This is a genomic window from Pseudomonas sp. 05L36, assembly GCF_056398125.1.
Map to the genome: position 1 here is coordinate 173,230 of NZ_JBFTOU010000005.1, position 26,787 is coordinate 200,016.

General features: G+C 60.2%; 27 protein-coding genes. 16 read left to right on the forward strand and 11 right to left on the reverse strand.

Going from position 1 to position 26,787, the window contains the following annotated elements:
* Window positions 1–78: 78 nt before the first annotated feature.
* Window positions 79–2,457: a beta-agarase gene (locus AC1DKH_RS07915; RefSeq protein ID WP_477797896.1), complete on the reverse strand. Its 2,379-nt coding sequence runs from the start codon at window positions 2,455–2,457 to the stop codon at window positions 79–81.
* Between the two features lie 96 nt (window positions 2,458–2,553).
* Window positions 2,554–4,698 carry an ATP-dependent DNA helicase DinG gene (dinG, locus tag AC1DKH_RS07920; RefSeq protein WP_477797897.1) on the reverse strand — a complete coding sequence of 715 codons (2,145 nt, stop codon included), beginning with the start codon at window positions 4,696–4,698 and terminating at the stop codon, window positions 2,554–2,556.
* A gap of 98 nt (window positions 4,699–4,796) precedes the next feature.
* On the opposite strand from dinG, the gene AC1DKH_RS07925 reads away from it, so the two are divergent.
* On the forward strand, window positions 4,797–5,261 hold the full coding sequence (locus AC1DKH_RS07925) for a CopD family protein (RefSeq protein WP_477797898.1): 465 nt from the start codon (window positions 4,797–4,799) through the stop codon (window positions 5,259–5,261).
* A gap of 119 nt (window positions 5,262–5,380) precedes the next feature.
* On the opposite strand, the gene AC1DKH_RS07930 is transcribed toward AC1DKH_RS07925, so the two are convergent.
* From AC1DKH_RS07930 to AC1DKH_RS07945, 4 genes are all read right to left on the reverse strand, one after another.
* Window positions 5,381–6,139 carry a collagen-like protein gene (locus tag AC1DKH_RS07930; RefSeq protein ID WP_477797899.1) on the reverse strand — a complete coding sequence of 253 codons (759 nt, stop codon included), beginning with the start codon at window positions 6,137–6,139 and terminating at the stop codon, window positions 5,381–5,383.
* Window positions 6,132–6,410 (reverse strand): DUF1145 domain-containing protein, encoded by a 279-nt coding sequence (locus AC1DKH_RS07935; RefSeq protein ID WP_477752971.1) that lies wholly within the window; start codon window positions 6,408–6,410, stop codon window positions 6,132–6,134. Before AC1DKH_RS07935 ends, AC1DKH_RS07930 begins: the two co-directional genes overlap by 8 nt.
* Window positions 6,411–6,558: 148 nt before the next feature.
* The gene (locus AC1DKH_RS07940) at window positions 6,559–7,275 is read right to left on the reverse strand and encodes a PA1041 family peptidoglycan-binding anchor lipoprotein (RefSeq protein ID WP_477752972.1); all 717 of its coding nucleotides are present in this window, start codon (window positions 7,273–7,275) and stop codon (window positions 6,559–6,561) included.
* Between the two features lie 90 nt (window positions 7,276–7,365).
* Window positions 7,366–8,055, reverse strand: coding sequence for a PA1041 family peptidoglycan-binding anchor lipoprotein (locus AC1DKH_RS07945; RefSeq protein ID WP_477752973.1), 690 nt, complete (start codon window positions 8,053–8,055; stop codon window positions 7,366–7,368).
* 189 nt (window positions 8,056–8,244) lie between these two features.
* Here AC1DKH_RS07945 and AC1DKH_RS07950 point away from each other — a divergent pair, with 189 nt between their 5' ends.
* The 4 genes from AC1DKH_RS07950 (at window position 8,245) to AC1DKH_RS07965 (ending at window position 10,008) form a co-directional block, all read left to right on the forward strand.
* Complete coding sequence (locus AC1DKH_RS07950) at window positions 8,245–8,742, forward strand: DUF6231 family protein (RefSeq protein WP_477759806.1); 498 nt, start codon at window positions 8,245–8,247, stop codon at window positions 8,740–8,742.
* A gap of 4 nt (window positions 8,743–8,746) precedes the next feature.
* A complete protein-coding gene (locus AC1DKH_RS07955; RefSeq protein WP_477763857.1) occupies window positions 8,747–9,223 on the forward strand; it encodes a YchJ family protein in 477 nt (158 codons plus the stop codon).
* A gap of 87 nt (window positions 9,224–9,310) precedes the next feature.
* Window positions 9,311–9,805 (forward strand): LEA/WHy family protein, encoded by a 495-nt coding sequence (locus AC1DKH_RS07960; RefSeq protein ID WP_477753008.1) that lies wholly within the window; start codon window positions 9,311–9,313, stop codon window positions 9,803–9,805.
* Window positions 9,802–10,008: an SEC-C metal-binding domain-containing protein gene (locus tag AC1DKH_RS07965; RefSeq protein WP_007955014.1), complete on the forward strand. Its 207-nt coding sequence runs from the start codon at window positions 9,802–9,804 to the stop codon at window positions 10,006–10,008. The genes AC1DKH_RS07960 and AC1DKH_RS07965 overlap by 4 nt, the downstream gene beginning before the upstream one ends.
* 176 nt (window positions 10,009–10,184) lie before the next feature.
* Here AC1DKH_RS07965 and AC1DKH_RS07970 read toward each other — a convergent pair whose 3' ends face one another.
* Window positions 10,185–10,742, reverse strand: a complete 558-nt coding sequence (locus AC1DKH_RS07970) for a cysteine hydrolase family protein (RefSeq protein ID WP_477797900.1) — start codon at window positions 10,740–10,742, stop codon at window positions 10,185–10,187.
* A 194-nt stretch (window positions 10,743–10,936) separates the two neighbouring features.
* Between AC1DKH_RS07970 and AC1DKH_RS07975 the strand changes: the two genes are divergently transcribed.
* The 6 genes from AC1DKH_RS07975 to AC1DKH_RS08000 all read left to right on the forward strand — a co-directional run bounded on the left by AC1DKH_RS07975 (window position 10,937) and on the right by AC1DKH_RS08000 (window position 17,985).
* Entirely contained in the window at window positions 10,937–13,387 is a 2,451-nt protein-coding gene (locus AC1DKH_RS07975; RefSeq protein ID WP_477797901.1) for a penicillin acylase family protein, read from the forward strand.
* A 399-nt stretch (window positions 13,388–13,786) separates the two neighbouring features.
* Window positions 13,787–14,569: a transporter substrate-binding domain-containing protein gene (locus AC1DKH_RS07980; RefSeq protein ID WP_477752978.1), complete on the forward strand. Its 783-nt coding sequence runs from the start codon at window positions 13,787–13,789 to the stop codon at window positions 14,567–14,569.
* 56 nt (window positions 14,570–14,625) lie between these two features.
* On the forward strand, window positions 14,626–15,354 hold the full coding sequence (locus AC1DKH_RS07985; protein WP_477759807.1) for an ABC transporter permease: 729 nt from the start codon (window positions 14,626–14,628) through the stop codon (window positions 15,352–15,354).
* Complete coding sequence (locus AC1DKH_RS07990) at window positions 15,351–16,061, forward strand: ABC transporter permease (protein WP_477797902.1); 711 nt, start codon at window positions 15,351–15,353, stop codon at window positions 16,059–16,061. Before AC1DKH_RS07985 ends, AC1DKH_RS07990 begins: the two co-directional genes overlap by 4 nt.
* A 27-nt stretch (window positions 16,062–16,088) precedes the next feature.
* Complete coding sequence (locus AC1DKH_RS07995) at window positions 16,089–17,207, forward strand: succinylglutamate desuccinylase/aspartoacylase family protein (protein WP_477752981.1); 1,119 nt, start codon at window positions 16,089–16,091, stop codon at window positions 17,205–17,207.
* A 13-nt stretch (window positions 17,208–17,220) separates the two neighbouring features.
* Window positions 17,221–17,985: an ABC transporter ATP-binding protein gene (locus AC1DKH_RS08000; protein WP_477763860.1), complete on the forward strand. Its 765-nt coding sequence runs from the start codon at window positions 17,221–17,223 to the stop codon at window positions 17,983–17,985.
* Between the two features lie 75 nt (window positions 17,986–18,060).
* On the opposite strand, the gene AC1DKH_RS08005 is transcribed toward AC1DKH_RS08000, so the two are convergent.
* Both AC1DKH_RS08005 and dcd read right to left on the reverse strand, forming a co-directional pair.
* A complete protein-coding gene (locus AC1DKH_RS08005) occupies window positions 18,061–18,270 on the reverse strand; it encodes a hypothetical protein (protein ID WP_033047523.1) in 210 nt (69 codons plus the stop codon).
* Between the two features lie 107 nt (window positions 18,271–18,377).
* On the reverse strand, window positions 18,378–18,944 hold the full coding sequence (dcd, locus tag AC1DKH_RS08010; protein ID WP_007940589.1) for a dCTP deaminase: 567 nt from the start codon (window positions 18,942–18,944) through the stop codon (window positions 18,378–18,380).
* Between the two features lie 353 nt (window positions 18,945–19,297).
* On the opposite strand from dcd, the gene AC1DKH_RS08015 reads away from it, so the two are divergent.
* Window positions 19,298–19,507, forward strand: coding sequence for a cold-shock protein (locus AC1DKH_RS08015; RefSeq protein WP_002554837.1), 210 nt, complete (start codon window positions 19,298–19,300; stop codon window positions 19,505–19,507).
* Window positions 19,508–19,665: 158 nt separating this feature from the next.
* Here AC1DKH_RS08015 and AC1DKH_RS08020 read toward each other — a convergent pair whose 3' ends face one another.
* Entirely contained in the window at window positions 19,666–20,673 is a 1,008-nt protein-coding gene (locus tag AC1DKH_RS08020; protein WP_477797903.1) for a DUF481 domain-containing protein, read from the reverse strand.
* Window positions 20,674–20,836: 163 nt separating this feature from the next.
* On the opposite strand from AC1DKH_RS08020, the gene AC1DKH_RS08025 reads away from it, so the two are divergent.
* The 4 genes from AC1DKH_RS08025 (at window position 20,837) to AC1DKH_RS08040 (ending at window position 25,626) form a co-directional block, all read left to right on the forward strand.
* Window positions 20,837–21,190 carry an MGMT family protein gene (locus AC1DKH_RS08025; protein WP_007971652.1) on the forward strand — a complete coding sequence of 118 codons (354 nt, stop codon included), beginning with the start codon at window positions 20,837–20,839 and terminating at the stop codon, window positions 21,188–21,190.
* Between the two features lie 44 nt (window positions 21,191–21,234).
* Complete coding sequence (locus AC1DKH_RS08030; RefSeq protein WP_477759809.1) at window positions 21,235–22,794, forward strand: AmpG family muropeptide MFS transporter; 1,560 nt, start codon at window positions 21,235–21,237, stop codon at window positions 22,792–22,794.
* A 143-nt stretch (window positions 22,795–22,937) separates the two neighbouring features.
* A complete protein-coding gene (locus tag AC1DKH_RS08035; protein WP_477797904.1) occupies window positions 22,938–24,653 on the forward strand; it encodes a proline--tRNA ligase in 1,716 nt (571 codons plus the stop codon).
* A gap of 19 nt (window positions 24,654–24,672) precedes the next feature.
* Window positions 24,673–25,626: a hypothetical protein gene (locus AC1DKH_RS08040; protein WP_477763864.1), complete on the forward strand. Its 954-nt coding sequence runs from the start codon at window positions 24,673–24,675 to the stop codon at window positions 25,624–25,626.
* A gap of 95 nt (window positions 25,627–25,721) precedes the next feature.
* On the opposite strand, the gene dinB is transcribed toward AC1DKH_RS08040, so the two are convergent.
* Window positions 25,722–26,783, reverse strand: coding sequence for a DNA polymerase IV (gene dinB / locus AC1DKH_RS08045; RefSeq protein WP_477752988.1), 1,062 nt, complete (start codon window positions 26,781–26,783; stop codon window positions 25,722–25,724).
* Between the last annotated feature and the right edge of the window lie 4 nt (window positions 26,784–26,787).

Here is a 26,787-nt window from a genome sequence, read left to right on the forward strand (position 1 = left end):
CCTGCGGCAGCTCCTACAAGGTGTTCACACTTCCCCTGTAGGAGCTGCCGAAGGCTGCGATCTTGGCTGCCTCAGAATTTAATGACCTTTGCCGGAATGCCCACCAGCGCCCTTCCCCGGCCCCTTGCCGGCCTCGGCCTTGCGGCCGCCCTCGGCGTCGTGGCTGGCTTTGTCGGCGGCGGCCGTAGCCTTCTCGGCCTCCTTGCCCAATTGCTCGACCGTCGCCAGGTTGCTCTTGCGTACGCTATCGACAAAACCCTGGAACGGCAGATCAGTAATGCCCACCAACCCGAAGTGACCGTTTTCACCGTCAAGCAGACGCCCGGTGACCGGTTGATCGAGGTACTGAAACCAATGCACGCCAACAATCGACGGCTCGATCAAGGCCTGCTTGAGGAAGTTGGCATAAGCCGCACCGCGGTCCTCCTCCTTCGCCAACGGCGTGACGCCGCCCCAGAACGGGCCACGATCAGCCGAGCCGAAATTGAACTCGGTGATCAGCACCGGTTTGTCGAGACTGCGCAGTTTGGCGAAGTCGTAACCGTCCTGGGGTTGCAAGGTGTACATGTTGAAACTCAACACGTCGCAGTACTGGGCGCAGGACTCCACCGCTTCCGGCGTGCTGATCGCGAAACGGCCGCCGAGCAGCAACTGGTTCGGCGCGTGCCACTTGAGCGAGTCGGAGATGGTCTTGAAGTAAGTGTCGGCAAAGACCTTCTGGAAGTATTTGAAGTCGGCTTCGATTTCCGGGTACTCGGCGCTCGGAAGCGGTGGCACGAACCCCGGATCTTCCATCAGCTCCCAGGCTGGCAGATCAATGCCCCAGGCTTTCGACAGGCCAGCCTGATTGCGGTACTTGTCACGCAACTGCTTGAGGAATGCGCGCTTGGCCGGCACGTCGGTGGTCATTTTCAAGGTGCCGTAAGCCAGCGCATAACGGGCTTTCGGGTCGTCGCCGGGACCGGCCCAGGCCAGTTCGTTGTCGGCGTAGTAACCGATCAGCCATGGATCGTCACGATGGTCGCGGGCAGCAATCGCCACTGCGCGCTCGGTGGCCATGGCGAAACGCGGGTCAAACGGGTCGGGCATGCCGCCCCACCAGTCAGTACCGGTGCTGATGCTGGCGTAGTCGCCGACGATCGACAGCGGCAAGGTGTACGGCACGCGATCCGCGTCGCCCAGTACGGCGGCGCTCCAGTTGCCGATGGTGTTGAAGCCCCAGGCCTGCAAACGATCAAGGGTGTGACTGGCCCAGCGCTGCTCGTCGAACTGCGCCTTGCACGGTTCGGCAGGTTTTTGCTCAGCGGCTGTCGCTTCGGCGACACCGGCCTTGGTATCGCTACCCTTCGCGCACGGATCGCCATACAGACGCTGCAGATTGGCGCCGTAGAAGTCGTACCAGCGCCCGGCATTGTAGCCGCGGCCCTGACCGGCACCGTTGCCGTCACGGTTGTCGCCTTCGCCGAAATGACTGGCCAGGGCCTCGTCCGCCTTGGGCAGGGATTCGAACATCCACTCGCGACCGGCAACGTAGGTCTGGTTGACGTCTGCAGCGACGGTGTTAACCCCTAGCGAATAAAACGGATGGCCTTCCGGCGTCACCAGATACCAGCGTCCGTCGCGTTTCTCGGTGCGGAAAAAGCCGCTGGCCTTGAAGGACGGGCCTTTGGTTAGACCACCGAACTTGTCCAGGGACGACTTTTCACGCTCGGCCAGCCAGGTTTTCAGTTGCTGCTGCTCCTTGCTTGCGGCGTTTTTCAATTGTTCGTCGCTGCTGATTTTTTCCGGCCATTTGTCTCGGGTCGACTGGCCGTAAGCATCCACCAACCCGCCATATACGTCTTGGGTGACCGACTCGCCGTCCTGCACACCAAAGCGTTCCAGCAAGATGCTTTGTGCCGCTTTCGGCTGGTCCATCGACAAACTCACCGACACCACCTGGCTGCGATCCAGTTCACCGGCGCTGCTGGCCAGCAACACTCGCTGCCCCTCGACGGTCATCGGCATCGGCGGGCCAGCCTTCATGCCCTGGATCAGTGGTGATGTCGCTTGCAAAGGCACCAACAGGGTTTGCGCAGGCCCCGCCGGCAAATCGACGCGGCTGACCAGTGTCTTGCCGTCGTTGCTCTGGATGGTCACGTACAGGGTCAGGGCCCAGCTCATCGCGCTCTGGATCCGCAGGCTCATGACGCCCGACTGCGACCAGTCCCAGGCGCCGGTTTGCGGGGCCAGGCGCAAAGTCGGCCGGGTGGCCGGGCTGAACGTCACCCGACGCAACACTTCGCCCTCGGGGGTTTGCTCGGCGTTGGATTGCGGCAGGCTGGCATCCTGAGTCGCCACCTGGACCACGTCGGCGGGGCGCACAAAGTTGAACAAAGTCTGCGGGCTGGCGGGAGCGGCCAACAGCGGTGTTGCGAACAGCAGGGCAAAAACAGCAGGCAACGAACGGCAAATCATGAGAACGAAAATCTCCCTAACGACCTTCAATGGGCCAGTGGAAAAGCGATGGCAGAGAGATAGACAACGCGGTGGGCAAAACTACCCACCAGTGTTTCAGGAAATTTCTCGACGGAACGGCGGCAACGCGTTGAGGATGGCTTTGCCATAACGTTGGGTCACCAGGCGCCGGTCGAGCAAGGTGATCGTGCCGCGGTCTTCTTCGGTGCGCAGCAAGCGACCGCAGGCCTGGACCAGCTTCAGCGAGGCGTCCGGCACGGAGATTTCCATGAACGGATTGCCGCCCCGGGCTTCGATCCACTCGGCCAGTGCGGCCTCGACCGGATCATCGGGCACAGAGAAAGGAATCTTGGCGATCACCACGTGCTCGCAATAGGCACCGGGCAAGTCGACCCCTTCGGCGAAGCTCGCCAGGCCGAACAACACGCTGGAATCCCCGCCATCGACTCGCGCCTTGTGCTTGTTAAGGGTTTCCTGTTTCGACAGGTTGCCCTGGATGAACACTTGCTTGCGCCAGTCGCGATCCAGGCCATCGAACACGTCCTGCATCTGTTTACGCGAGGAAAACAGCACCAGCGTGCCCCGCGAGCCTTCGACCAATTCAGGCAGATCACGAATGATCGCGGCGGTATGCGCCGCTGCATCACGGGGGTCGGCGTTCAGGTTCGGTACCCGCAACACACCGGCGTCGGCGTGATGGAACGGGCTTGGCACCACCGCCGTCACGGCCTTTTTCGGCAGGCCGGCGCGCATGCGGAAGCGGTCGAAGGTGCCGAGGGCGGTCAAGGTCGCCGAAGTCACCAGACAGCCATACGCCACGTTCCACAGGTTGCGACGAAGCATTTCCGCCGCGAGGATGGGACTTGCGTTGACCTCGATGTCGAACAGTGAACCGCTCTCGGCCAGGGTCAGCCAGCGGGCCATGGGCGGGTTGTCTTCCGGATCTTCGACGGTGAAGGCAGTCCACAACTCCCAGTTGCCGGAAGAACGCGACAGCAGGCTGCCGAACAGCGGATACCACTCTTCGGCCTGGTTGCTGGCGATGCCGATGTTGACCTCGCCATCCATGCCTTCCTTGAGCAGGTCGGTCAGGCGGGTGAACAAGTCCGTCAGCCGCGCGAAGCCTTTCTTCAGTTCAATGCCCATCTCGCGCATGTGCTCGGGAATCACACCGCCGACGAATCGGTGACGCGGGCGCTCGCGGCCTTCGACGTCTTCGCCGGGTTTGAAATCGGCAATCTGCTCGCACGCGGTGAACATGAACTGCTGCTGGGTCTTGATCTCCCGCGCCAGCTCCGGCACCTGCTCGATCAACTTGCCCAAGTCGCCCGGCAACGGGTGCTGGGCCAGCAGTTTGGTGAGGTTCTTGGCGGTGGTTTCCAGCCAGTCGGCGGTGGAGCGCAGGCGCGTGTAATGGGCGAAGTGGCCGATGGCCTTGTCCGGCAGGTGATGGCCTTCGTCGAACACGTAGATGGTGTCGCGCGGGTCCGGCAACACCGCACCGCCGCCCAGGGCGAGGTCGGCCAGGACCATGTCGTGGTTGGTGACGATCACGTCGACCTTGCCCATGCCTTCGCGGGCCTTGTAGAAGGCGCACTGGCCGAAGTTCGGGCAATGACGGTTGGTGCACTGGCTGTGGTCGGTGGTCAGGCGCGCCCAGTCGGCGTCTTCCAGGGCGGTGGACCAACTGTCGCGGTCGCCGTCCCACTTATTGCCGGCGAGTTTTTCGATCATGCTGGTGAACAGCTTCTGGCTGGCCTCGTCGACCTCGATCCTGAAACCTTCTTCTTCGAACAACTGCGCCGTGGCGGTCTGCGCGTGGCCCTCCTGGAGCAACATGTCGAGCTTGGACAGGCACATGTAGCGCCCGCGTCCCTTGGCCAGGGCGAAGCTGAAGTTCAGCCCGCTGTTGCGCATCAGGTCGGGCAAGTCCTTGTAGACGATCTGCTCTTGCAGGGCCACGGTAGCCGTGGCGATCACCAGGCGCTTGCCGGCGGCCTTCGCCGTGGGGATCGCCGCCAGGCTGTAGGCCACGGTCTTGCCGGTACCGGTGCCGGCTTCCACCGCGACAATCGCGGGGTCGCCACTGCGCCGGCCTTCGTCGTCGGTGTCGATGTCACCCAGGACTTTGGCAACTTCGGCGATCATCAGGCGTTGGCCATAACGCGGCTTGAGGCTCTTGGCTTCGAGAAAACGCGAGTAGGCGCCCTGGATCGTGGTTTTGAGTTCAGTGCTGATCATGGATTGTCGGGCGCAAAAACGCTGGATAAATTTTCAGTGGTTCGGTTTGGCCGCTATCATACCCCGCTAATGAATACCGCGCAGAACGGAGTAACCCAATGACACCTTTTAGCCTCATTTATAGCCTGCATGTACTGGCGGCCCTGGTCTGGGTCGGCGGCATGTTTTTCGCCTGGATGGTCCTGCGCCCCGCAGCGATCACGGCACTGGAGGGCCCTGCCCGGCTGAAGTTGTGGGTAGAAGTGTTTCAAGGTTTTTTCCGCTGGGTCTGGGTGGCGGTGGTGCTGTTGCCGGTCAGCGGCGTGGGCATGCTGAATCTGCACTTCACCGGTTTTGAAAACGCGCCGCGCTATGTGCAGGTGATGATGGGCTTGTATGTGGTGATGACCGCGCTGTTTATCCGCATTCAGGCGCTGATGCTGCCGGAACTGCGCACCGCCGTGGCCGGGCAGGATTGGCCAGCCGGGGCCGCGATACTGGGACGGATTCGCCGGTTGGTGGGGATCAATCTGCTGGTGGGGTTGGCTGTGGTGGCGATTGCTGCGACTCGGCCGACGCTTTAAAAGCTTCACGGGCAAGTCGGATCGCCGCACCGCCGCTCCCACAGGGTTCCGTGATCCCATGTAGGAGCGAGCTTGCTCGCGATAGCGGTCTGACAGACTGCTCACATTTCGGCGATAGCTTACAACCGCTGCACCGTCACCGAACCCGCCGCGCCTTCAGGCCCCGGCTGCCCATCAGCCCCAGGTTTGCCGCTCTTGCCGCCATCGGCCTTGTAAATCAGGCAGCCCTTGGCCTTGCCACCCACGCCCGGTTTGCCGCCCGGGCCGGCCAGGCCACCGGCACCGCCGGCCACCTGAACCTTGATCCGGTCTGCCGGGAATTCATGCGGTACTGCCAGTTTAACCAGTGCCCCCGGCGCCCCTGGCTGGCCGTTACTGCCATCGCTGCCATCAGCACCGCGACCGGCCTGGCCCCAGGTGCAGCCCGGTGCCTGGCCATTGGCCCCATCGAGACCCACAAACCCCGGTGCGCCCGCACCACCGCGTGCATCAACAATTAATTGCGGTGCGTTGAGTGCCTTGATCTGCAAATCAAGATTGCGCCCGGATCGAGCGGCCTTCTGGTAAGTCCCGGGGGCGCCACGGGCGGTGATCTGGCTGCCTTCGGACAAATCAGCGCGACGGACCTTCAGCGCCAGCGCCTGTTCCCCCGGCACGATGGCAATGCGCGCTTCACGCCCCAGATGCAATTCACCCACGGTGACTTCGGTCACGTTCGAGGGAATCAGCAAGGTGCCGTAATCGGCCACTTCCAGGCGTTCCAGTTGCAGAGTACTGGCGGTGTTGGGCAAGCGCATCAGCGAGTTGGGTTCGACACTCACCACCTGTGCGCTGGCCAATGGACTGATGAGTGCGGCGAGCAGACAGAGTTTACGCATGGGAAGCCTTCGAAGCGGTGGGGGCTGGAATGGTTTGCAGGTGGAATACGCCGAAAATGACGATCTTCAGGCGGTCAAGCCAGGGATGAGCGCGACCTCGAAGGCTGCGATAGCACAGCAACGCTTCCAGAAGATGGATGAAGCCCAACAGGCCGCCGGCCAGGTTGACCAACGGGTGCAGCGGAAAGACAAACGGTGTGAGCAGATTGAGCAGCACTACCGACCAGAACAGCAAGGTCAGTAACCGCCCCAGCCCCCATAAGACTTTCATACGCGCCCCCGATGTAAATTATTGTTTGCACGCACAGTAACGGCTTCCACGCGGGATAAGCCAGAGGGCAACGGAAAAATCTTCATGTAGGCCGCCGAACGGCCGTCACAGCGCTCACACCTGTCGCCCGACTGCTCTATCTCATGGCTCAGCGATTTACATGCAGGTCCACGCGACGGTTTTTCGCACGGCCTGCTTCTGTTTCATTGTCGGCAATCGGTTGACTCTCGCCCTTGCCTTCGCTGGTGACTTTGTTCGGCGCCACACCCTGGCTCAACAGGTATTCCGCCACGCTGCTGGCACGCCGCTCCGACAAGGCCTGGTTATAGGCATCCGAACCGACGCTGTCGGTATGGCCGACCACCTTGATGCTGACCACATCGGCATCCTCGAACTTGCTCATCAACGCGTCCAGCTGACTCTTGGCCGTCGGGGTAAGGCCGGATTGACTGGAGGCAAACAGCACGTCGCCGGCATCGCTCAGGGTGATGACTTCGGATTGCGCAGGCTCGGATTTGACGCTGGCCGGATACTGCGGCGCCGGGCAACCGCGATGGTCGACCGGGGTATTGGCGGGAGTATCAGCGCAACGGTCGCGTCGGTCGAAAACGCCGTCGCCGTCTTCGTCGCCATCCTGGGCATAACAGATCAAGCCGCCGGACAAGATACCCAGCGCCGCCCCACCCGCTGCCCAACCACCACTCTCGATTGCGCCCAGACCACCACCGACCAGGCCGCCGATCAGGCTGCAGATTGGCCAGGTTCGTTGATTGAGGGGGGCAGAGCCATCGCTGTGGGTCGCGCAACCGTTCAACAGGCTGCCAAGTAGCACAACCGGCAAGACGGTCCTTGTGAGAACGATCATGTTGAAAGCTCCTGTGTCACCGGCCAATACCGGTTACACAGGAGTAAAGACCCGCATCCGCGACTGCACAAGGCGCGGATGCGAGGGGGCTTAACGCTGGATTTTGATTTCCGTACGACGGTTCTGTGCACGACCGTCAGCGGTTTTGTTGTCCGCAACTGGCTGACTCTCACCGGCACCGACAACCGACACGAAGTTGCTGCGAGGTACGCCTTGTTCGATGAGGTATTCAACCACCGAGTGGGCGCGTTTATCCGACAGTTTCTGGTTGTAGGAATCGCTGCCCACGCTGTCGGTATGGCCGGTTACGGTCAGTTGAGCAGTAGGGGCTTCGGCTTTCAGGCGAGCGGCAATCTTGTCGAGTACCTGTTTGTCGGACGCGGTAAGCGTGGCCTTATTAAACTGGAAGTGAACATCGCGGATGACGATGGTTTCTTCCTTGACCACAACCGCCTCTTCGACCACAGGTGCTGGTGGTGGGCAACCGTTGGCATCGACCCGAACGCCTTTAGGCGTGCCTGGGCACTTGTCGCGACTATCCAGCACACCATCGCCGTCTTCGTCGCCATCACCGTGCACCCAGCAATAAGCCGCTGCCGTACCGCCGACGAGCAGAGCACCATACCCTGCCCATGCCGAGCTTTCGGTCGCACCGAGGCCCGCACCCACGACACCACCGACCGCCGCACAGGTCGGCCAGTCGGTTTTCTGCAAACCTGCGCAACCAGTCAAGACACTGGTTAGCAGAACCAAGGGTAATGCTGTCCGAACTATGCTCATCTAGTTTTCTCCTGAGGGATCGGCTTGGAACCGATTCAGGTAGTAAAGACCCGAGTTTTAATCTCCGCCAGCAATAGGCCATGCGGTTTATTCGTGTATTAACGACAGGTTGACGCTTTTGTCGCCAGGCCGCTCTAGGCCCGAACGTTCGGTCAGGCTAGTCTTGGCAGATCTGATTGAGGATCTTCGATGATTGCAGGTATTTCTTCGCGCACGCCGCAGCAGGCACTGGCCGCTTTACTTGACCGATATGCCCCCGCGCGCCTGTTGTTGATCGGCGCCAGCGAGTTCCCGGCGCTGGAAGCTTTCAAGCTCGCTCACCCGGACAGCAGCGTCGCTTTCGCTGCCCCCGGGCCGTTGCCCGACGAGTTGGCGGCCCGCCGATTCGACTTGGCCCTGGTGGTCGATTGCCTGGAGCATTTGCCCAAGCGCAACGGCCTGAATCTTTTGGGCGGCATTCGCAACCTCAACGCCAGCCGCATCGCCGTGTTGGCGGATCTGCCAGCGTGTGGCTGGCAGGAAACCGACTTTTTCTCCCTGGCCCTGCAAGCCAGCGAACGCTTTCAACGGGACGAACAGGTCTTGACCCTGTTCACCTACGATCTGCTTGAATACAAACAAGTCCCTGACTGGCTCAATTCGCGCTTCTGGGCCAATCCGGAAAACTTCGGGAAATACTGGTGGTAATGCAATGAGTACATCCATTTGCCCTTGCGGCAGCGGCACCCTGCTCGACGCCTGCTGCGGTCACTACCATGCCGGGCACCCGGCGCCGTGCGCCGAAGCCTTGATGCGCTCGCGCTATAGCGCCTACGTGCTGGGGTTGGTCGACTATCTGGTGGCCACCACCCTGCCCGCCCAACAGGCCGGCCTGGACCGTCAATCGATCAGCGACTGGAGCGCGCAAAGCACGTGGCTGGGCCTTGAGGTGGAAAGCTCCGAAGTGCTGGGCGGCCAGCCTGAACACGCCTTCGTGACCTTCACTGCACGCTGGCACGACAGTAGTGGCGAGCACAGCCACCGCGAGCGTTCGTCATTTGTGCAAAACACCGGGCGCTGGTACTTCATCGACCCTACCGTGCAGCTCAAGCCCGGACGCAATGACACCTGCCCGTGCGCGAGTGGGCAGAAGTTCAAGAAGTGTTGCGCAGGGTATTTCAGCAGTTAGGACATGGAATGTCTGTCCACCCCGCAGGAGCTGCCGAAGGCTGCGATCTTTTGGGTCTGGACTGAGGCTCAAGGGAGAAACACCACGATGATCATCCGCCGCGGCGCACTCTATCTGCTCACGTTGTTCCTGACACTCGGGCTCGGCGGCTGTGCATCGTGGTTCGGCGACGACTTGCCGGACCCCGAGGTCCATCTGGTGAAGATCGAGGTGGTCAGCGCCAAACTGCTGGAACAGAAATTCCTCCTGCACTTTCGCATCGACAACCCCAATGACAGTGACCTGACGGTGCGCAGTCTGGAGTACCGCGTTCACTTGGGTGACATACTGCTGGCCGACGGCGAGTACGAACACTGGTTCACCATCGGCCCCAGACACAGCGCTTACTTCAAGGTGCCGATCCGCACCAACCTGTGGTCCAAGGTCCGTGATCTGGTCAAACTGCTGAAAAAATCCGATCAACCCATTCCCTATCGTCTGGAAGGTGAACTGGAAACCGGTATATTCATCGCCCACTACGTGCACCTGGCGCGCAATGGCGTGATAATCGCCGCCGATTTAATTCCGGAGCAACACCGATGACCCAGCAACCCCACGTCCATGGCCCTGACTGCAACCACGATCATGACCATCACCACCATGATCACGACCACGGCCATGTCCACGGTCCGAACTGCGGCCACGCTCACCAGGAACCGGTGCGCAATGCCCTGAAGGACGTCGGCCGCAACGATCCGTGCCCATGCGGAAACGGCAAGAAATTCAAGAAGTGCCACGGCGCTTGATGCTTCGGGCGAAGGCTTGCTTCGCCTGTTGAATCGCCTTCGCGAGCAGACCTGTGCTGTGAATGCAGTTCCCTTGTAGGAGCGAGCTTGCTCGCGATGGTGTGTCAGTCGACATCTGTGTAGCTGACACACCATCGCGAGCAATCGAGCGTCGACCGGCTGCTCCTACAGGTTTTTCAGTCAGCCTTTAATAGGTCGGCAGTACTGACCACCGTTGCATGCTCACCGTGCAAATTCCCCAGCGACATCGCATGCACCTCTTCGGCGCTATGGGCATGGCCGAAAAAATCAGCCTTGTCGAAGGTAAAGCACGCATCCTCGGCCACCCAGGTATCAAACCCCAGGTTGCCTGCGGTACGCGCCGTGGATTCCACCGAGTTGTGGGTCGCGACACCGACGATGATCAATTGCCCGATCCCCGCCTCGCGCAACTGCGCCTCCAGCCCCGTCGAACAAAACGCATCCGGCACCTGTTTCTGGATCAAAAGTTCGCCGCCCCCCGGTGCAAAGCGCTCCTGAAACTCCACCCCCGACTGCTGCGGCCAGAACACTGAGTCCTCCGAGCGGGACAGGTGCTGCACATGGATCACCGGCCGAACGGTGCGCCGCCAATGACCGAGCAATTCCAGCATGCGCTCTTCAGCCTGAGGATTATTCCTGCGGCCGAGTCTGGGATGCAGGATGCCTTTCTGTTGATCGATGATGATCAATGCCGCGTTTGCCTTGAGCTCCATGCCGACTTTTCTCCAGGATTGTTGACCGTGTCGCACTTCAACATCACCCATTGCGACTGGCAAGGCCGTGATTTTTTCGGTTTATCAGACAAATCCTGAAATAACCTTGTACCCCGCTTGCACGGCCACCTCCTGCTCACTAACGTAGCGCCTTTATTGCGCGCCGCCGCCTCTACCCCCGCAGGAGCTTTGCCATGGCCTCGCCAGCCCTTACTCATTTTCTACCCCGGTTCGGCGTTGCCGCAGCAGTGGCCGGTGCCTTGAGCCTGACCGGTTGTCAGAACTTCAATGCCCAGGACACCCTCCCGCCGACCTCCGGCGTACAGCCGCTCAAGGGCCTGGCGCAAAACGTTTCGGTGCGCCGCAATGCCATGGGCATGCCGCTGATCGAAAGCAACAGCTTCCACGACGCGCTGTTCACCCTCGGTTACGTGCATGCCAGCGACCGCATCACGCAGATGGTCACCCTGCGCCTGCTGGCCCAGGGCCGTTTGGCCGAGATGCACGGTGCGCAGCTGCTGGATGCCGACCGTTACATGCGGGCGGTCAACCTGAAGAAAAGTGCCGGCGAGTTGTACAAGGCCTCTTCGCCGCGCCTCAAGCGCTTCTTCGAAGTCTATGCGCGCGGCGTCAACGCCTACCTGTTCCGCTACCGCGACAAACTGCCGGCGGACCTCGCGGCCTCCGGGTACCAGCCTGAATACTGGCAGCCGGAAGATTCGGCGCTGATTTTCTGCCTGTTGAACTTCAGCCAGTCGACCAACCTGCCGGAAGAAATTTCCTCGCTGGTACTGGCCCAGACTGTCACCACCGACAAACTGGCGTGGTTGACGCCGTCGGCTCCCGACGAAAAACTGCCGGTCGCCGAAAGCGAAAAACTGCAAGGCATCAAACTCAACGGGCAAGTGCCGGGGCTGGCCGAACTCAGCAAGGCCACCAGGCAACTGTCGGACCTGAACCTGCTCGGCGCCACCTCGTCGAACAACTGGGCTATCGCCCCGCAACGCAGCCGTAGCGGCAAGAGCCTGTTGGCCAGTGACAGTCACGGCCCGCTGGGCGTGCCTTCGTTGTTCAGTTACGTGCAGATTCGCGCGCCGAAGTATCAGGCGTCCGGCGTGACCATCGCGGGCCTGCCAATGGTGCTCGGTGGTTTCAACGGCAAGGTGGCATGGAGCATGACGTCCGTGATGGGCGACAACCAGGACCTGTTCCTGGAGAAGATCAAACGCCAGGGCAACGGGCTCACCTACGAAAATGCCGGGAAGTGGCAGCCGGCGATCGTGCGCAACGAAACCTATTTCGTCAAAGGCCAGCGGCCGATTCGCGAAGCGGTGTACGAAACCCGCCATGGACCGCTGCTCAACAGCGCTCAGGGCAGCACTCTGGCCAATGGTTTCGGCCTGGCCTTGCAGACGCCGAGCTTCACCGACGACAAGACCCTGGACGCGTTCTTCGACCTGTCCCGCGCCCAGAGCGTCGAGAAAGCCTCTGATGCCAGCCGCGAAATCCGCGCCATCGCGCTGAACCTGGTGTTTGCTGACGCGAGCCACATCGGCTGGCAAGTCACCGGTCGTTACCCGAACCGTCGCGAAGGCGAAGGTCTGCTGCCCTCACCGGGCTGGGAAGGTCGTTACGATTGGGACGGTTACGCCGACCCGATGCTGCACCCGTACGACCAGGACCCGGCCCAGGGCTGGCTCGGCACAGCCAACCAGCGGGTCATTCCCCATGGCTACGGCATGCAGTTGTCCAATTCCTGGGCGGCTCCGGAGCGCGGCGAGCGCCTGGCCGAACTGGCCGGCGCAGGCAAACACGACAGCCGCAGCCTGATCGCCATGCAATACGACCAGACCACTACCTTCGCTGCCAAGCTGAAGAAAATGTTTGAAGCGCCAGGTATGACCCAGCCGCTCAAACAAGCCATCGACGCCTTGCCGGCGGCAGATCGCGCCAAGGCACACGAGGCCTACAGCCGCCTGTTGGCGTTCGACGGCAAGCTCAGCCCGACCTCCACCGATGCGGCAATCTACGAACTGTTCCTGCAGGAAAGCGCCCGGCAGATCTTCCTCGATGAACTGGGCCCTGAAAGCAGCCCGGCATGGAAGGCCTTTGTCGCCGATGGCAAGTTGTCCTACGCGGCCCAAGCCGATCACTTGCTCGGGCGTGAGGACAGCCCATTCTGGGATGACGTGCGCACCGCGCAGAAAGAAGACAAACCGGTGATCCTCGCTCGCAGCCTCGCCGCAGCGATCAGCGCAGGCGACAGCCAATTGGGCAGTGATCACAAGGCTTGGCAGTGGGGCAAACTGCACCGCTATGAATGGAAGAACACCAGCGGCCAGACCGTACGCGGACCGCTGCCGGCCGGTGGCGATCACACCACGCTCAACACCGCTGCCTTCGCCTGGGGCCAGGACTTCAACACTACGCTGGCGCCAGCCATGCGCTTTATCGTCGACTTCGGCCAGTCCGAGCCGCTGATGGCGCAAAACGGCACCGGCCAATCCGGAAACCCGGCCAGCCCGAACTACCTCAACAGCATCGAACCGTGGCTCAAGGGCCAGTACATGAGCCTGCCGATACAGCCGCAGAACTTCGACAACGCCTATGGCAAGACTCGGATGACGCTGACACCAGGAAAGTAACCGCGCCCTTTACCTGTGGGAGCGAGCCGGCTCCGGGCGGCGTTCCGACGATAGCGATTCAACATTTAAAATAGAGGTTGAATGTTGAATCGCCGTTGCGGTTGCGCTGGCGCAAGGACAAGTCGGTCGACGAAGCCGACAGTTTGGCGACCCTGCAAAATCTGCTCGGCTGAGCCTTCTTTTTATCCTCAAAATTTTTTCTTTTTGAGTCGAACGGGTGCGGCCATTTCCCTGCGCCCGTTTTCGTGCATAAATCTGTCTCCGGCTATTTCCAGACACCTTTTAAAACGCTTGTTCGGCACTCTGGTTCGGAAATTGCTACTTTCAACAGGTCTGACGCTTTCCAGTAACAATAATTCTGCGCCACAAGCGCTCATATTGGTTTTTAGGGATTGAATAATGAAAAAAGCATTGGTGACCCTTTCTGCACTGGCGTTGTGCATGGCTGCTGGCTCCGCCATGGCGAAGGAGTACAAAGAACTGCGCTTCGGCGTTGACCCTTCTTACGCACCGTTCGAGTCGAAAGCGGCCGACGGCAGCCTGGTTGGCTTCGACATCGATCTGGGGAACGCGATCTGCGCCGAACTGAAGGTCAAGTGCAAGTGGGTCGAAAGTGACTTCGACGGCATGATTCCCGGCCTCAAAGCCAATAAATTCGACGGTGTGATCTCGTCGATGACCGTTACCGAAGCCCGTGAAAAAGTCATCGACTTCTCCAGCGAACTGTTTTCCGGCCCAACCGCCTACGTGTCCAAGAAAGGTTCTGGCGTGACTGAAGACGTCGCCTCGCTCAAGGGCAAGACCGTCGGCTACGAACAAGGCACCATTCAGGAAGCCTATGCCAAAGCCGTTCTGGACAAGGCCGGCGTGAAAACCCAAGCCTACGCCAACCAGGATCAGGTCTACGCCGACTTGACTTCCGGTCGTCTCGATGCAGGGATTCAGGACATGCTGCAAGCAAAACTGGGCTTTCTGAAGTCGCCACAGGGTGCCGACTACGATGTCAGCAAGCCGGTCGACAACGCTTTGCTACCCGCCAAAACAGCGGTCGGTATTAAGAAAGGTAACACCGAGCTGAAAGCACTTTTGGATAAAGGTATCAAAGCGTTACACGATGATGGCACCTACGCCACCATTCAGAAGAAACACTTTGGCGATCTGAATCTGTATAGCGGCAAATAATGCCCGGCGCCCATCTCTCGATGGGCGCTTTTTTCATCCGATCAGGTTGCTGATTTATGTTCGAAAACCTACTGGAAAATCTGGGGCTCTCTGCCTTCAGCCTCAAGGGCTTCGGTCCGCTGCTGATGCAAGGCACCTGGATGACGATCAAATTGTCGGCGTTGTCGTTGTTGGTAGCCGTGTTGCTCGGACTGCTCGGCGCCAGTGCCAAGTTGTCCAAAGTCAAACTGATGCGCGTGCCTGCCCAGCTCTACACCACACTCATTCGCGGCGTTCCGGACCTGGTCCTGATGCTGCTGATTTTCTACAGCCTGCAAACCTGGCTGACCTCGCTTACCGATTACATGGAATGGGAATACATCGAGATCAACCCGTTCAGCGCCGGGGTAATCACCCTGGGCTTCATCTACGGTGCGTATTTCACCGAAACCTTCCGTGGCGCGATTCTCGCGGTTCCGCGGGGTCAGGTCGAAGCGGCCACCGCCTATGGCCTCAAGCGCGGCCAGCGTTTCTGGATCGTGGTGTTCCCACAGATGATGCGTTATGCCCTGCCAGGTATAGGTAACAACTGGATGGTGATGCTCAAGGCCACCGCCCTGGTGTCGATCATCGGCCTCGCCGATCTGGTCAAGGCTGCCCAGGACGCCGGCAAAAGCAGCTATCAGCTGTTTTACTTCCTGGTACTTGCCGCGCTGATCTACCTGGTGATCACCAGCGCGTCCAACTTCATTCTGCGCTGGCTCGAACGTCGTTACTCCGCCGGTACCCGGGAGGCCGTACGATGATCGAACTCCTGCAGGAATACTGGAAACCCTTCCTTTACAGCGACGGCAACAACATCACCGGTCTGGCCATGACCATGTGGTTGCTCAGCGCATCGATATTCTTCGGTTTCATCGTCTCGATTCCGCTGTCTATCGCCCGGGTTTCACCGCGCCTCTACATTCGCTGGCCGGTGCAGTTCTACACCTACCTGTTTCGCGGAACGCCGCTCTATATCCAGCTGCTGATCTGCTACACCGGGATCTACAGCCTGGCCGTCGTACGCGCGCAGCCGCTGCTCGACAGCTTCTTCCGCGATGCGATGAACTGCACCATCCTGGCCTTCGCCCTGAACACCTGCGCCTACACCACGGAGATCTTCGCCGGAGCCATTCGCAGCATGAACCACGGCGAAGTCGAGGCCGCCAAGGCTTACGGACTGACTGGCTGGAGGCTGTATGCCTACGTGATCATGCCGTCGGCCTTGCGTCGCTCGTTGCCTTACTACAGCAACGAAGTGATTCTGATGCTGCACTCGACCACCGTGGCCTTCACCGCGACTATCCCGGACATCCTGAAAGTCGCACGGGACGCCAACTCGGCGACCTTCCTGACCTTCCAGTCGTTCGGCATCGCCGCGCTGATCTACCTGACCGTCACTTTTGCGCTGGTCGGCCTGTTCCGCCTTGCCGAACGCCGATGGCTGGCCTTCCTCGGGCCGACCCACTAGCACTCAACCTGCTTCAGGAAACAACAGATGCGCCACCAGAAACATGACCTGCTGGCCCCGCTGCCGGGCACCGCGCGACAGATCCACAGTTTTCACTTCGGCCCACAACCGGCCAACGGCAAGATCTACATCCAGGCCTCCCTGCACGCCGACGAAATGCCCGGCATGCTGGTGGCCTGGCACCTCAAGCAACGCCTGGCGGAGCTCGAAGCCGCCGGTCGCCTGCGCAGCGAAATCGTGCTGGTGCCCATCGCCAACCCGGTGGGCCTGGAACAGGTGCTGATGGATGTGCCGCTGGGCCGCTACGAGCTGGAAAGCGGCCAGAACTTCAACCGCTGGTTCGTCGACCTCAGTGAGGAAGTCGGCAACGCGATAGAGGGCAAGCTCAGTGACGATCCGCAGCACAACCTGCAACTGATCCGCAGCAGCCTGTGCGATGCGCTGGCCCGGCAGACCGCCAGCACCCAATTGCAATCCCAGCGCCTGACCCTGCAACGGCTGGCCTGCGACGCCGACATGGTGCTCGATCTGCATTGCGATTTCGAAGCGGTCGCTCACCTCTACACCACGCCGGATGCCTGGCCACTGGTCGAGCCGCTGGCCCGTTATATCGGCGCCGAAGCCAGCCTGCTGGCAACCGATTCCGGCGGTCAGTCGTTCGACGAATGCTTCACCCTGCTCTGGTGGCAGTTGAAGGAGCGCTTCGGCGAGCACTTCGACATTGCGCCGGGCAGTTTTTCGGTGACCGTCGAACTGCGCGGCCAGGGCGACGTCAATCACCCGCTGGCCAGCCTCGATTGCCAGGCACTGATCGATTACCTGATCCATTTCGGCGCGATCGCCGGCGAACCCGCGCCCCTGCCCGACCTGCCCTATCCGGCGACACCGCTGGCCGGTGTAGAACCGGTGGCCACGCCCGTCGGCGGCCTGCTGGTGTTCACCGCGCGGCCCGGCCAGTACCTGGAAGCCGGGCAACTGATCGCCGAGATCATTGATCCGGTCAACGATCGCGTCACTCCCGTTCACTGCTCCGCCGCCGGGCTGATGTACGCCCGTTCGCTGCGTCGCATGGCCACTGCCGGCATGGTGATCGCCCACGTCGCGGGCACCGAAGCCTATCGCAGCGGCTATCTACTTTCGCCTTGAGGATGCACGCCCCATGTACAAATTGACCATCGAAGGTCTGCATAAAAGCTATGGCGACCATGAAGTCCTCAAAGGTGTTTCGCTCAAGGCCAGGACCGGCGACGTCATCAGCCTGATCGGCGCCAGCGGCTCGGGTAAAAGTACCTTTCTGCGCTGCATCAACTTTCTGGAACAACCCAACGACGGCGCCATGAGCCTCGACGGGCAGAACATCCGCATGATCAAGGATCGTCACGGCATGCACGTGGCCGATGCCGATGAACTGCAGCGGATTCGCACCCGCCTGGCCATGGTGTTCCAGCACTTCAACCTGTGGAGCCACATGACGGTGCTGGAAAACATCACCATGGCCCCGCGCCGGGTGCTGGGGTGTGACAGGAAAGAAGCCGAGGACCGCGCCCGGCGCTACCTCGACAAGGTGGGGCTGGCCTCCCGTGTGGCGGACCAATACCCGGCATTCCTGTCCGGCGGTCAGCAACAGCGGGTAGCGATTGCCCGCGCACTGGCCATGGAGCCGGAAGTCATGCTGTTCGACGAACCGACCTCGGCGCTGGACCCGGAACTGGTGGGTGAAGTGCTGAAGGTGATCCAGGGCCTGGCCGAAGAAGGCCGGACCATGATCATGGTGACCCACGAAATGAGCTTCGCCCGCAAAGTGTCGAGCCAGGTGCTGTTTCTGCACCAGGGCCTGGTTGAGGAAGAAGGCGCGCCGGAAGACGTACTGGGCACTCCGAAAAGCGAGCGGTTGAAGCAGTTCCTCAGCGGCAACCTTAAGTAACGGCTACAGACATTCCTGTAGGAGCGCCGCCCGGAGCAGGCTCGCTTCTACATTTGATTGGTAGTGTCCGGGTAATCAGGCAACAGGCGCAGGCGGTGGCTCATCCGGCAGGGTCGGCTCGCCCGGCTCGTTAGGCTGTTCATTCGGGGTATCAGGATCAGGCTGGCCGGGGATCCCCCCTGCCATGCTGACGGGCGGATGAGCCAACAACGACCAGGCCAGAACACCCACCTGATTGGGTTCAAGCCTTGCCAGTTCGGCACTGATTCGCGGATCGATCTTCATTCGGCACTCCTGAGCGATGGCCCGACCCGCCTTGCGCGGGTCGGAACAGTACACCCCATAGAGTGTACGCCCGCTCAGGAATTCCCGACATTTGTCAGACGGCTGACTCAGGTGCGAGGCAGGGTCACGCCACGCTGGCCCTGATACTTGCCGCCACGGTCCTTGTAGGACACTTCACATTCTTCGTCAGACTCAAGGAACAGCATCTGCGCCACGCCTTCGTTCGCGTAGATTTTCGCCGGCAGATTGGTGGTGTTGGAGAACTCCAGGGTCACGTGACCTTCCCACTCAGGCTCGAGCGGCGTGACGTTGACGATGATGCCGCAGCGCGCGTAGGTGCTTTTACCCAGGCAAATGGTCAATACATTGCGCGGAATGCGGAAGTATTCGACGGTGCTGGCCAGGGCGAACGAGTTCGGCGGAATGATGCACACGTCGCTGTGGATGTCGACGAAGCTGCCGGCATCGAAGTTCTTCGGGTCGACGATGGCCGAATTGATGTTGGTGAACACCTTGAAATGATTGGTGCAACGCACATCGTAGCCGTAGCTCGACACGCCATAGGAGATCACACGGCTATCGTCGCTGCCGCGCATCTGGCGCTCGACGAAAGGCTCGATCATGCCGTGTTCCTGCGCCATGCGGCGAATCCACTTGTCCGATTTGATGCTCATGGCGGGTGTCCTGAATAGCGAGGTCGAAAAATTCTGTCCGGCATCTTACCGGGCGCGCCGCCGGGTTCAAAGTCCGCGGTGCAATTCTCGCCGAACAGGCAGGAATTGCCTGCTCTGGCGACGAACCGTCACACCGCCGATCCTTAAATCAGAGAAACCTTCGCAAGAAGCATTGGCACGTTCAGGAAAAAGGGTTAAGGTGGCGTCACTGTGCTGCTTGTGTCACTGAGAATCTCTACACGATATGTTGAATTTCGATCCAACCATCTACAAGAATTTTTCCTGCTCTTTGCACTCAGTCTCGGCCAGGGTTCTTCCTGAGTCGCAGTTATCTTTGTTCAAGGAGTTACACCATGTCTAATCGCCAAACCGGTACCGTTAAGTGGTTCAACGATGAAAAAGGCTTCGGCTTCATCACTCCACAATCCGGTGACGACCTGTTCGTTCACTTCAAAGCTATCCAGTCCGACGGCTTCAAAAGCCTGAAAGAAGGCCAACAGGTTTCTTTCATCGCTACCCGCGGTCAGAAAGGCATGCAAGCTGAAGAAGTTCAAGTTATCTAACTTGTACTTGCTTTAGTAAAAAGCCCCGCCCTCAACAGCGGGGCTTTTTTGTGCCTGTGTGTTTTTCACAGGTAAAAAGATCGCAGCCTGCGGCAGCTCCTACAGGGTGAACATAGCTCCCCTGCAGGAGCTGCCGCAGGCTGCGATCTTTTAGCGTCTTACCAGGTCACGCCAAATCCTGCGGTGTAGCGTGTCTTGTCCAGATCCGCATCGTCGGTGCCGCTGATGATGTCCCGCTCCGCCTTCAGGTTCAGCGAAGCCCAGTCAGTCACCTTGTAGCGCAACCCCATCTCGGCATCGAGTGCGTAGTCGGCCACATCCGACAGCGGCTTGCCGACCTCACCACTGGTGAAGAACTCGACACGCTTGCCGATCAGGTAGCGGTTGTAATCCCACGTCATGGCCAGTGCGTAGAAATTGTCCTTGCGGCCATCGGAGAACTCAAAGTCCGTACGGTTGACCAGCGAGCCCAGGGAGAACGCCCCGAGCTCGTTATCCCAGAACTGATAGCCGGGACCGGTACCGACGGTGCGCTGACGGGAAAGGTCTTCGACCTTGTCGCGCTTGTACACCAGGCGCCCCTGCCAGAACCATTGGTCGGTCAGGAATCGGTCGATGGAGTACTCGGCCCGCCAGTTGTCCGTGGTCACCACGTCGTCCTGGAACTCACGGTTGTATTCACCTTCGGCGGTGTGCCGCCAGCGACCGTGTCGCGCACTGGTCTTGAAATCGATGTCGTAGTCATCGGTGTCGTTTTCCGCCCGCTGGTAATCCAGCGCGATATCGACGTTGCCTTTCCACACCAGATCCTCAACCACCGGTTTTGGCTTGAGAATCTGCTGAATGCTCGCCAATTCGACCGTCTTCGGTGCGTCGCCATTGGCCAGCGTCACCTTGCCGGCGTCCGCCGCTTTCAGCGACTTGGCTTTCTCGCCACTGTAGGCGTCCTGCTTGACCAGCAACTCCTGATCGCTGTCCAGGGTCTTGACCTGTTTCCAGTCGATCGTCACCGCTCCCGCGTACTCGGTCTGGATCAGCAGCTTGCCGCCATCGAACAGCGTGATCTTGCCGCTCAGCTTGTCACCGTTCTTCAACCACACGGTATCGGCTAACAAAGGAGAAGAAGCACCAAGGACGGCGAGACATAGCAGGGATCTGGACAACATAAGCAAAATACGGGCTCGGACTTGCGAGTAAAGTCGGCATTATCCGTAGGAATAATGTCCTGACAAGGACTGACCCGACTATTTCTGTTGAGTTCATTTCTCAACTATCCGTACAGGAATTACTCTAAAGACGGTAAAGCAAACTTCTTCAGGACTGACGGACGTGACCGATCCAACCGATGAACCCGAGAGTGCAGCGCAAATCCGACGCACGGCGCTGTATCTGACACTGGCGCAAGTTCCCGAGGGCAAAGTCGTCAGCTACGGTCAATTGGCCGAGCTTGCAGGACTGGGTCGCGCCGCCCGCTGGGTCGGCCGCACCCTCAGCCAATTGCCGAGCGACAGCAAATTACCCTGGCATCGCGTTCTGGGTGCAAACGGGCGTATCAGCCTGCCGGTCGGCAGCCCTTCGGGCGATGAGCAGCGCGCACGATTACGCATGGAGGGCATCAGTGTCCTGAATAATCGTGTTGATATTCAGCGCCATGGCTGGCGTCCGGTAGAGCACAGCGGTTAGAGTGCGCGCTTTGTTTCCGTATTTCTTGAGGCAGACTCCAGCCCATGCCCCGTAAAACCTGGCGCGCCGCGCTCGCCGCTTATGCCAGCCCTTCGACACTCGTGCTGTTGCTGCTTGGTTTCGCCGCCGGCCTGCCCTACATGCTGGTGTTTTCGACGCTTTCAGTCTGGCTGCGTGAGGCTGGCGTGGCGCGTGAAACCATTGGCTATGCAAGCCTGATTGGCCTGGCGTATGCCTTCAAGTGGGTCTGGTCACCGTTGCTCGACCAATGGCGACTGCCATTGCTTGGCAAACTCGGTCGACGACGATCCTGGCTCGTGCTGTCCCAGGCACTGGTCATCCTTGGCCTGATCGGGATGGGTTTCTGCGATCCGCAAAAGCATTTGTCCTGGCTGATAGCCATTGCCGTGGTCGTCGCTTTCGCATCAGCGACGCAGGATATTGCGGTAGACGCCTATCGCCTGGAAATCGCCGAAGACAATCGTCAGGCCGCCCTGGCCGCCAGCTACATGTCCGGCTACCGGGTCGCTGCGCTGCTGGCGACTGCAGGCGCGCTGTACTTCGCCGAAGGCTTTGGCTCCACCGGCTTCAACTACAAGCATTCGGCCTGGGCCGGCACTTACATTCTGTTCGGGGCACTGATGGTCCCGGCTCTGCTGACTTCCATATTCATGCGTGAACCACCCGTGCCGTTGCGCACGCAACTGCAGGCCGGACGCTACAGCTTCGTGCATCAACTGGCCTCGGTGTTCGTGCTGATCATATTGCTGGTGTCCGTGCCGGCCATGTTCACCCAGCTCTACTACACCGACTTCGCCAGCGTACTGTTCGAAGGCGTGAGCGTGCTCGACCTGCTGCTCGAAGACCGTGCGCTCCTGCGGGCCATCCTCTATATCACGCTCACTGCCCTGTGCCTCTCGGCCATGGGCCGTCGCGGCCTGGCGCCGGTGCTCACGCCAGTCAACGACTTCATCCTGCGATACCGCTGGCAAGCGCTGCTGCTACTCGGCTTGATCGCCACCTATCGGATGTCCGATACGGTCATGGGCGTGATGGCCAACGTGTTCTACATCGACCAGGGCTTCACCAAGGACCAGATCGCCAGCGTCAGCAAAATCTTCGGCCTGATCATGACCCTGGTGGGTGCCGGCATGGGCGGCCTATTGATCGTGCGTTTCGGCATCCTGCCGATCCTGTTCATCGGTGGCGTCGCATCCGCGGCGACCAACATCCTGTTCCTGATGCTCGCCGACATGGGCCCCAACCTGAACATGCTGGTGCTGACCATCTCCCTGGACAACTTCAGTTCAGGCCTGGCGACTTCGGCGTTCGTCGCCTACCTGTCGAGCCTGACCAACCTCAAGTTCTCCGCCACCCAATACGCCCTGCTCAGCTCGATCATGCTGTTGCTGCCGCGCCTGATCGGTGGCTACTCCGGGGTCATGGTGGAAAAATTCGGTTACCACAACTTCTTCCTGATCACCGCCCTGCTGGGCGTCCCGACCCTGCTGTTGATCGCCTTGCACTGGTTCCAGGAGAACCGCCGCGCAGGTCCGACACCGACACCGGAACCGGTGCAGACCCCGGTCGCCGAAGAATCGTAGGCTCATTACGCAGGAAGAATCGCGGAGGGCCGTGTGAATCACGCCCTCCTGCCACACCACCGACCGCACGCCTGTACGCCAGCGGATCTCGCCCGTACAATGCTCCGTCATTTCTCGTCATCAGCAATCGATAACGGCCAACCATGCGCACCAGTCAATTTTTGCTCGCCACACAAAAAGAAACGCCTTCCGACGCGGTCGTGATCAGCCACCAGCTGATGCTGCGCGCCGGCATGATCCGCAAACTCGCCTCGGGCCTGTACACTTGGCTGCCGATGGGCTTGCGGGTAATGCGCAAGGTCGAAGCCGTCGTTCGCGAAGAAATGAACGCCGCCGGCTCTCTCGAAGTGTTGATGCCGAGCACGCAACCGGCTGAGCTGTGGCAGGAATCCGGGCGCTGGGAAGAGTACGGCCCTGAATTGCTGCGCTTCAAGGATCGCCACGGTCGCGACTTCTGCGCAGGTCCCACCCACGAAGAAGTCATCACCGATCTGATGCGCAACGAATTGAGCAGCTACAAGCAGTTGCCAATCAACCTGTACCAGATCCAGACCAAATTCCGTGACGAAATCCGCCCACGCTTCGGCTTGATGCGTGGCCGCGAATTCATCATGAAGGACGCCTACTCGTTCCACGCCGACCAGCCTTCGCTGCAGGTCACCTACGACCGCATGCACCAGGCTTACTGCAACGTGTTCACCCGTCTGGGCCTGAGGTTCCGCCCTGTTGAAGCCGACAACGGCTCCATCGGCGGCGCCGGTTCCCACGAGTTCCACGTTCTGGCCGAATCGGGCGAAGACGACATCGTCTTCAGTAACGGTTCCGACTACGCGGCGAACATCGAGAAAGCCGAGGCCGTGCCACGGGAAACCTCGCGCGCCGCTCCGAGCGAAGAACTGCGTCTGGTCGACACGCCGAATGCCAAGACCATTGCGCAACTGGTCGAAGGCTTCAACCTGCCGATCGAGAAAACCATCAAGACCCTCGTGGTGCACGCTGAAGAGAAAGGCAAGCTGATTGCCCTGATCATCCGTGGCGACCATGAGCTGAACGAAATCAAGGCGGCCAACCAGCCAGGCGTTGCCAGCCCGCTGGTCATGGCCTCGGAAAGCGAACTGCGCGACGCCATTGGCGCCGGTGCCGGTTCCCTGGGTCCGTTGAACCTGCCGCTGCCGATCATCATCGACCGCTCGGTCGAACTGATGAGCGACTTCGGCATCGGCGCCAACATCGACGACAAACACTACTTCGGCGTGAACTGGGAGCGCGACCTGCCTGTTCCGACCGTTGCCGACCTGCGCAACGTTGTGGCCGGCGACCCGAGCCCGGACGGCAAAGGCACCCTGGAAATCAAGCGTGGCATCGAAGTCGGGCACATCTTCCAGCTGGGCAACAAGTACAGCAAAGCGATGAAGTGCGAAGTGCTGGGCGAAAACGGCAAGCCGGTCACCCTGGAAATGGGCTGCTACGGCATCGGCGTGTCCCGCGTGGTAGCGGCGGCCATCGAGCAGAACAACGACGAAAACGGGATCATCTGGAGCGACACTCTCGCGCCGTTCCAGATTGCCCTGGTACCACTGCGCTACGAAACCGAACAGGTTCGTGAAGCCACCGACAAGCTGTACGCGGAACTCACCGCTGCCGGCTTTGAAGTGCTGCTCGACGACCGTGACAAGAAAACCAGCCCAGGCATCAAGTTCGCGGACATGGAGCTGATCGGCATTCCACACCGGATCGTGGTCAGCGACCGCGGCCTGGCCGAAGGCAACCTGGAATACAAGAGCCGTACCGAGGCCGACGCACAAGCGCTGCCGGTCGCCGACGTACTGTCCTTCCTTCAGGCTCGCATCCGCCGCTGATACCAGATATAGAGGCGTCATGTTCAAGCGAAACACCTTAGGCCTCGGTGGTGCCGCCTTGTGCGGCACCCTGCTGGTCAGTGGCTGTGCCAACCACATGTCACAACGCAGCGAGCAAGAGGAACGGGTCGAGCGCAAATTGCTCGATCACAGCCTGCAGATCGATGTCGGTGAGCCCAAGGTGCTTGAGCTGCCGCAACGGCGGGTGAAAATTCACGAGCAGAAGACTTTCGAAGTCACCGAGTACGAAGTCACGCGTCACTACGACCGCTATACGCCGTACCAACCCTGGCGGGAGATTTACGAAATCCCGCTGGGCGCGGTGGCCGTGGTGGCGGGTGTCGGTGCCAACGTGGTCAATGTGTTCGCCCTCGGCAATCTGCCGGACAGCGTGACCAAGGATTGGCTGAGCTACGGTTTCGCCGGGCTCAACCCGTTCATGAACGTGCAGTCCCACGGTCGCGCGCAGCAGAACCTGGCCGGCATTGATGAAGTCCAGCGCGACAAGCGTACGGAATACTCAAGCCTGCCCTGGAGCGAGCGCCCGGTCGAGGTCAAGGCCGGCAAGGAAACCTTCGAGCTGACCACCGACAAAAACGGCGTGTTACGCCTGAATCTGCTGGACAACCCGTTCGCCGAACATGACATCAACCATCTGAGCCGCTTGCTGATCCGTGTTGAGGATGCCCAGGGCAACGTGCACAACGATTCCACCCTGGTCATCAGCAGCAACTTGCGCAGCAAGCTCTATGAGGCCCACGGGTTGATTTATGACGATCTCGAAGGTGACGAAGTCAGCCAATGGGTCCACCGGGTCAAACGCCTGTCGGAGCTGGGTCTTGAAGAGGAAGCCAGTGAGCTGGAACAGAGCCTGATCGAACTGACGCGCAATGATCCTGAATTGCAGAGCGAGTTCCTGAAGTCGCTGGCCCGCAATGGCGAGCGACTGGTGGCGAATCCGGGGCTGAACTAAACCCCAAAAAAGATCACAGCCTGCGGCAGCTCCTACAACAGATCGCGTTCTTCTGTAGGAGCTGCCGCAGGCTGCGATCTTTTGTGTTTCAGAATTTACCGCTCAAACAACTCCATCTGCTCGAACCCGCCCCGCAAGTCCTCCAGCCGCACGCCGACGCCCAACAACCGCACCGGTTTACCGCCGCGATTGAAAGCCTGGGTCAACATCAACTGATAACTCCCCAGATCCCGCCCTGCCCCGGCCTGCTCCAATGTAGTCTGGGTGAAGTCGTGGAACTTCACTTTGACGAATGGCTTGCCCGGACGATAGCTGCTGTCAATTCGCGCCATGCGGCCAACCAGGGTCTCCAGCAGCTCGGGCAATTTATCCAGGCAACTCTTCAGATCTGGCAGATCGACGTCGTAGGTATTTTCAACACTGATCGACTGACGGCGACTGTCGTTATGTACCACGCGGTCATCGATCCCACGGGCCAGGCTCCAGAGTCGCTCGCCAAAGCTGCCGAACTCACGCACCAGCGCCAACTTGTCCCACTCGCGCAATTGCAGGCAATCGGTAATCCCCAGCTTGCCGAGTTTGTCGGCGGTGACTTTTCCGACCCCGTGCAATTTGCTCACTGGCAAGCCACTGACAAAATCCTCGACCTGGTCCGGAGTGATGACGAACAGGCCATTGGGCTTTTTCCAGTCACTGGCGATCTTGGCCAGAAACTTGTTCGGCGCCACACCCGCCGACACGGTGATATGCAACTGGTTGGAGACCCGGCGCCGGATGTCCTGGGCGATGCGCGTTGCGCTACCACCGAAATGCGCACTGTCCGACACATCGAGGTACGCCTCATCGAGCGAGAGCGGTTCGATGATCTCGGTGTAATCGCGAAAGATCGTGTGGATTTCCCTGGACGCCTCTCTATAGGCGTCCATGCGTGGCTTGACGATGGTCAGGTCCGGGCACAGCTTCAAGGCATGCCCGGAGGACATCGCCGAACGCACCCCGTACGCTCGCGCCTCATAATTGCAGGTGGCGATCACCCCGCGCCGGTCCGCCGCCCCACCTACCGCCAGTGGTTTACCGGCGAGGCGTGGGTCGTCGCGCATTTCGATGGCTGCATAGAAGCAGTCACAATCGACGTGGATGATCTTGCGTTGAGTCATAGCA

Bases quoted from the DNA above. Each gene is read 5' to 3' on its own strand.
- AC1DKH_RS07915 (WP_477797896.1), bottom strand. From the start codon at position 2,457: ATGATTTGCCGTTCGTTGCCTGCTGTTTTTGCCCTGCTGTTCGCAACA.
- dinG (WP_477797897.1), bottom strand. From the start codon at position 4,698: ATGATCAGCACTGAACTCAAAACCACGATCCAGGGCGCCTACTCGCGT.
- AC1DKH_RS07925 (WP_477797898.1), top strand. From the start codon at position 4,797: ATGACACCTTTTAGCCTCATTTATAGCCTGCATGTACTGGCGGCCCTG.
- AC1DKH_RS07930 (WP_477797899.1), bottom strand. From the start codon at position 6,139: ATGCGTAAACTCTGTCTGCTCGCCGCACTCATCAGTCCATTGGCCAGC.
- AC1DKH_RS07935 (WP_477752971.1), bottom strand. From the start codon at position 6,410: ATGAAAGTCTTATGGGGGCTGGGGCGGTTACTGACCTTGCTGTTCTGG.
- AC1DKH_RS07940 (WP_477752972.1), bottom strand. From the start codon at position 7,275: ATGATCGTTCTCACAAGGACCGTCTTGCCGGTTGTGCTACTTGGCAGC.
- AC1DKH_RS07945 (WP_477752973.1), bottom strand. From the start codon at position 8,055: ATGAGCATAGTTCGGACAGCATTACCCTTGGTTCTGCTAACCAGTGTC.
- AC1DKH_RS07950 (WP_477759806.1), top strand. From the start codon at position 8,245: ATGATTGCAGGTATTTCTTCGCGCACGCCGCAGCAGGCACTGGCCGCT.
- AC1DKH_RS07955 (WP_477763857.1), top strand. From the start codon at position 8,747: ATGAGTACATCCATTTGCCCTTGCGGCAGCGGCACCCTGCTCGACGCC.
- AC1DKH_RS07960 (WP_477753008.1), top strand. From the start codon at position 9,311: ATGATCATCCGCCGCGGCGCACTCTATCTGCTCACGTTGTTCCTGACA.
- AC1DKH_RS07965 (WP_007955014.1), top strand. From the start codon at position 9,802: ATGACCCAGCAACCCCACGTCCATGGCCCTGACTGCAACCACGATCAT.
- AC1DKH_RS07970 (WP_477797900.1), bottom strand. From the start codon at position 10,742: ATGGAGCTCAAGGCAAACGCGGCATTGATCATCATCGATCAACAGAAA.
- AC1DKH_RS07975 (WP_477797901.1), top strand. From the start codon at position 10,937: ATGGCCTCGCCAGCCCTTACTCATTTTCTACCCCGGTTCGGCGTTGCC.
- AC1DKH_RS07980 (WP_477752978.1), top strand. From the start codon at position 13,787: ATGAAAAAAGCATTGGTGACCCTTTCTGCACTGGCGTTGTGCATGGCT.
- AC1DKH_RS07985 (WP_477759807.1), top strand. From the start codon at position 14,626: ATGTTCGAAAACCTACTGGAAAATCTGGGGCTCTCTGCCTTCAGCCTC.
- AC1DKH_RS07990 (WP_477797902.1), top strand. From the start codon at position 15,351: ATGATCGAACTCCTGCAGGAATACTGGAAACCCTTCCTTTACAGCGAC.
- AC1DKH_RS07995 (WP_477752981.1), top strand. From the start codon at position 16,089: ATGCGCCACCAGAAACATGACCTGCTGGCCCCGCTGCCGGGCACCGCG.
- AC1DKH_RS08000 (WP_477763860.1), top strand. From the start codon at position 17,221: ATGTACAAATTGACCATCGAAGGTCTGCATAAAAGCTATGGCGACCAT.
- AC1DKH_RS08005 (WP_033047523.1), bottom strand. From the start codon at position 18,270: ATGAAGATCGATCCGCGAATCAGTGCCGAACTGGCAAGGCTTGAACCC.
- dcd (WP_007940589.1), bottom strand. From the start codon at position 18,944: ATGAGCATCAAATCGGACAAGTGGATTCGCCGCATGGCGCAGGAACAC.
- AC1DKH_RS08015 (WP_002554837.1), top strand. From the start codon at position 19,298: ATGTCTAATCGCCAAACCGGTACCGTTAAGTGGTTCAACGATGAAAAA.
- AC1DKH_RS08020 (WP_477797903.1), bottom strand. From the start codon at position 20,673: ATGTTGTCCAGATCCCTGCTATGTCTCGCCGTCCTTGGTGCTTCTTCT.
- AC1DKH_RS08030 (WP_477759809.1), top strand. From the start codon at position 21,235: ATGCCCCGTAAAACCTGGCGCGCCGCGCTCGCCGCTTATGCCAGCCCT.
- AC1DKH_RS08035 (WP_477797904.1), top strand. From the start codon at position 22,938: ATGCGCACCAGTCAATTTTTGCTCGCCACACAAAAAGAAACGCCTTCC.
- AC1DKH_RS08040 (WP_477763864.1), top strand. From the start codon at position 24,673: ATGTTCAAGCGAAACACCTTAGGCCTCGGTGGTGCCGCCTTGTGCGGC.
- dinB (WP_477752988.1), bottom strand. From the start codon at position 26,783: ATGACTCAACGCAAGATCATCCACGTCGATTGTGACTGCTTCTATGCA.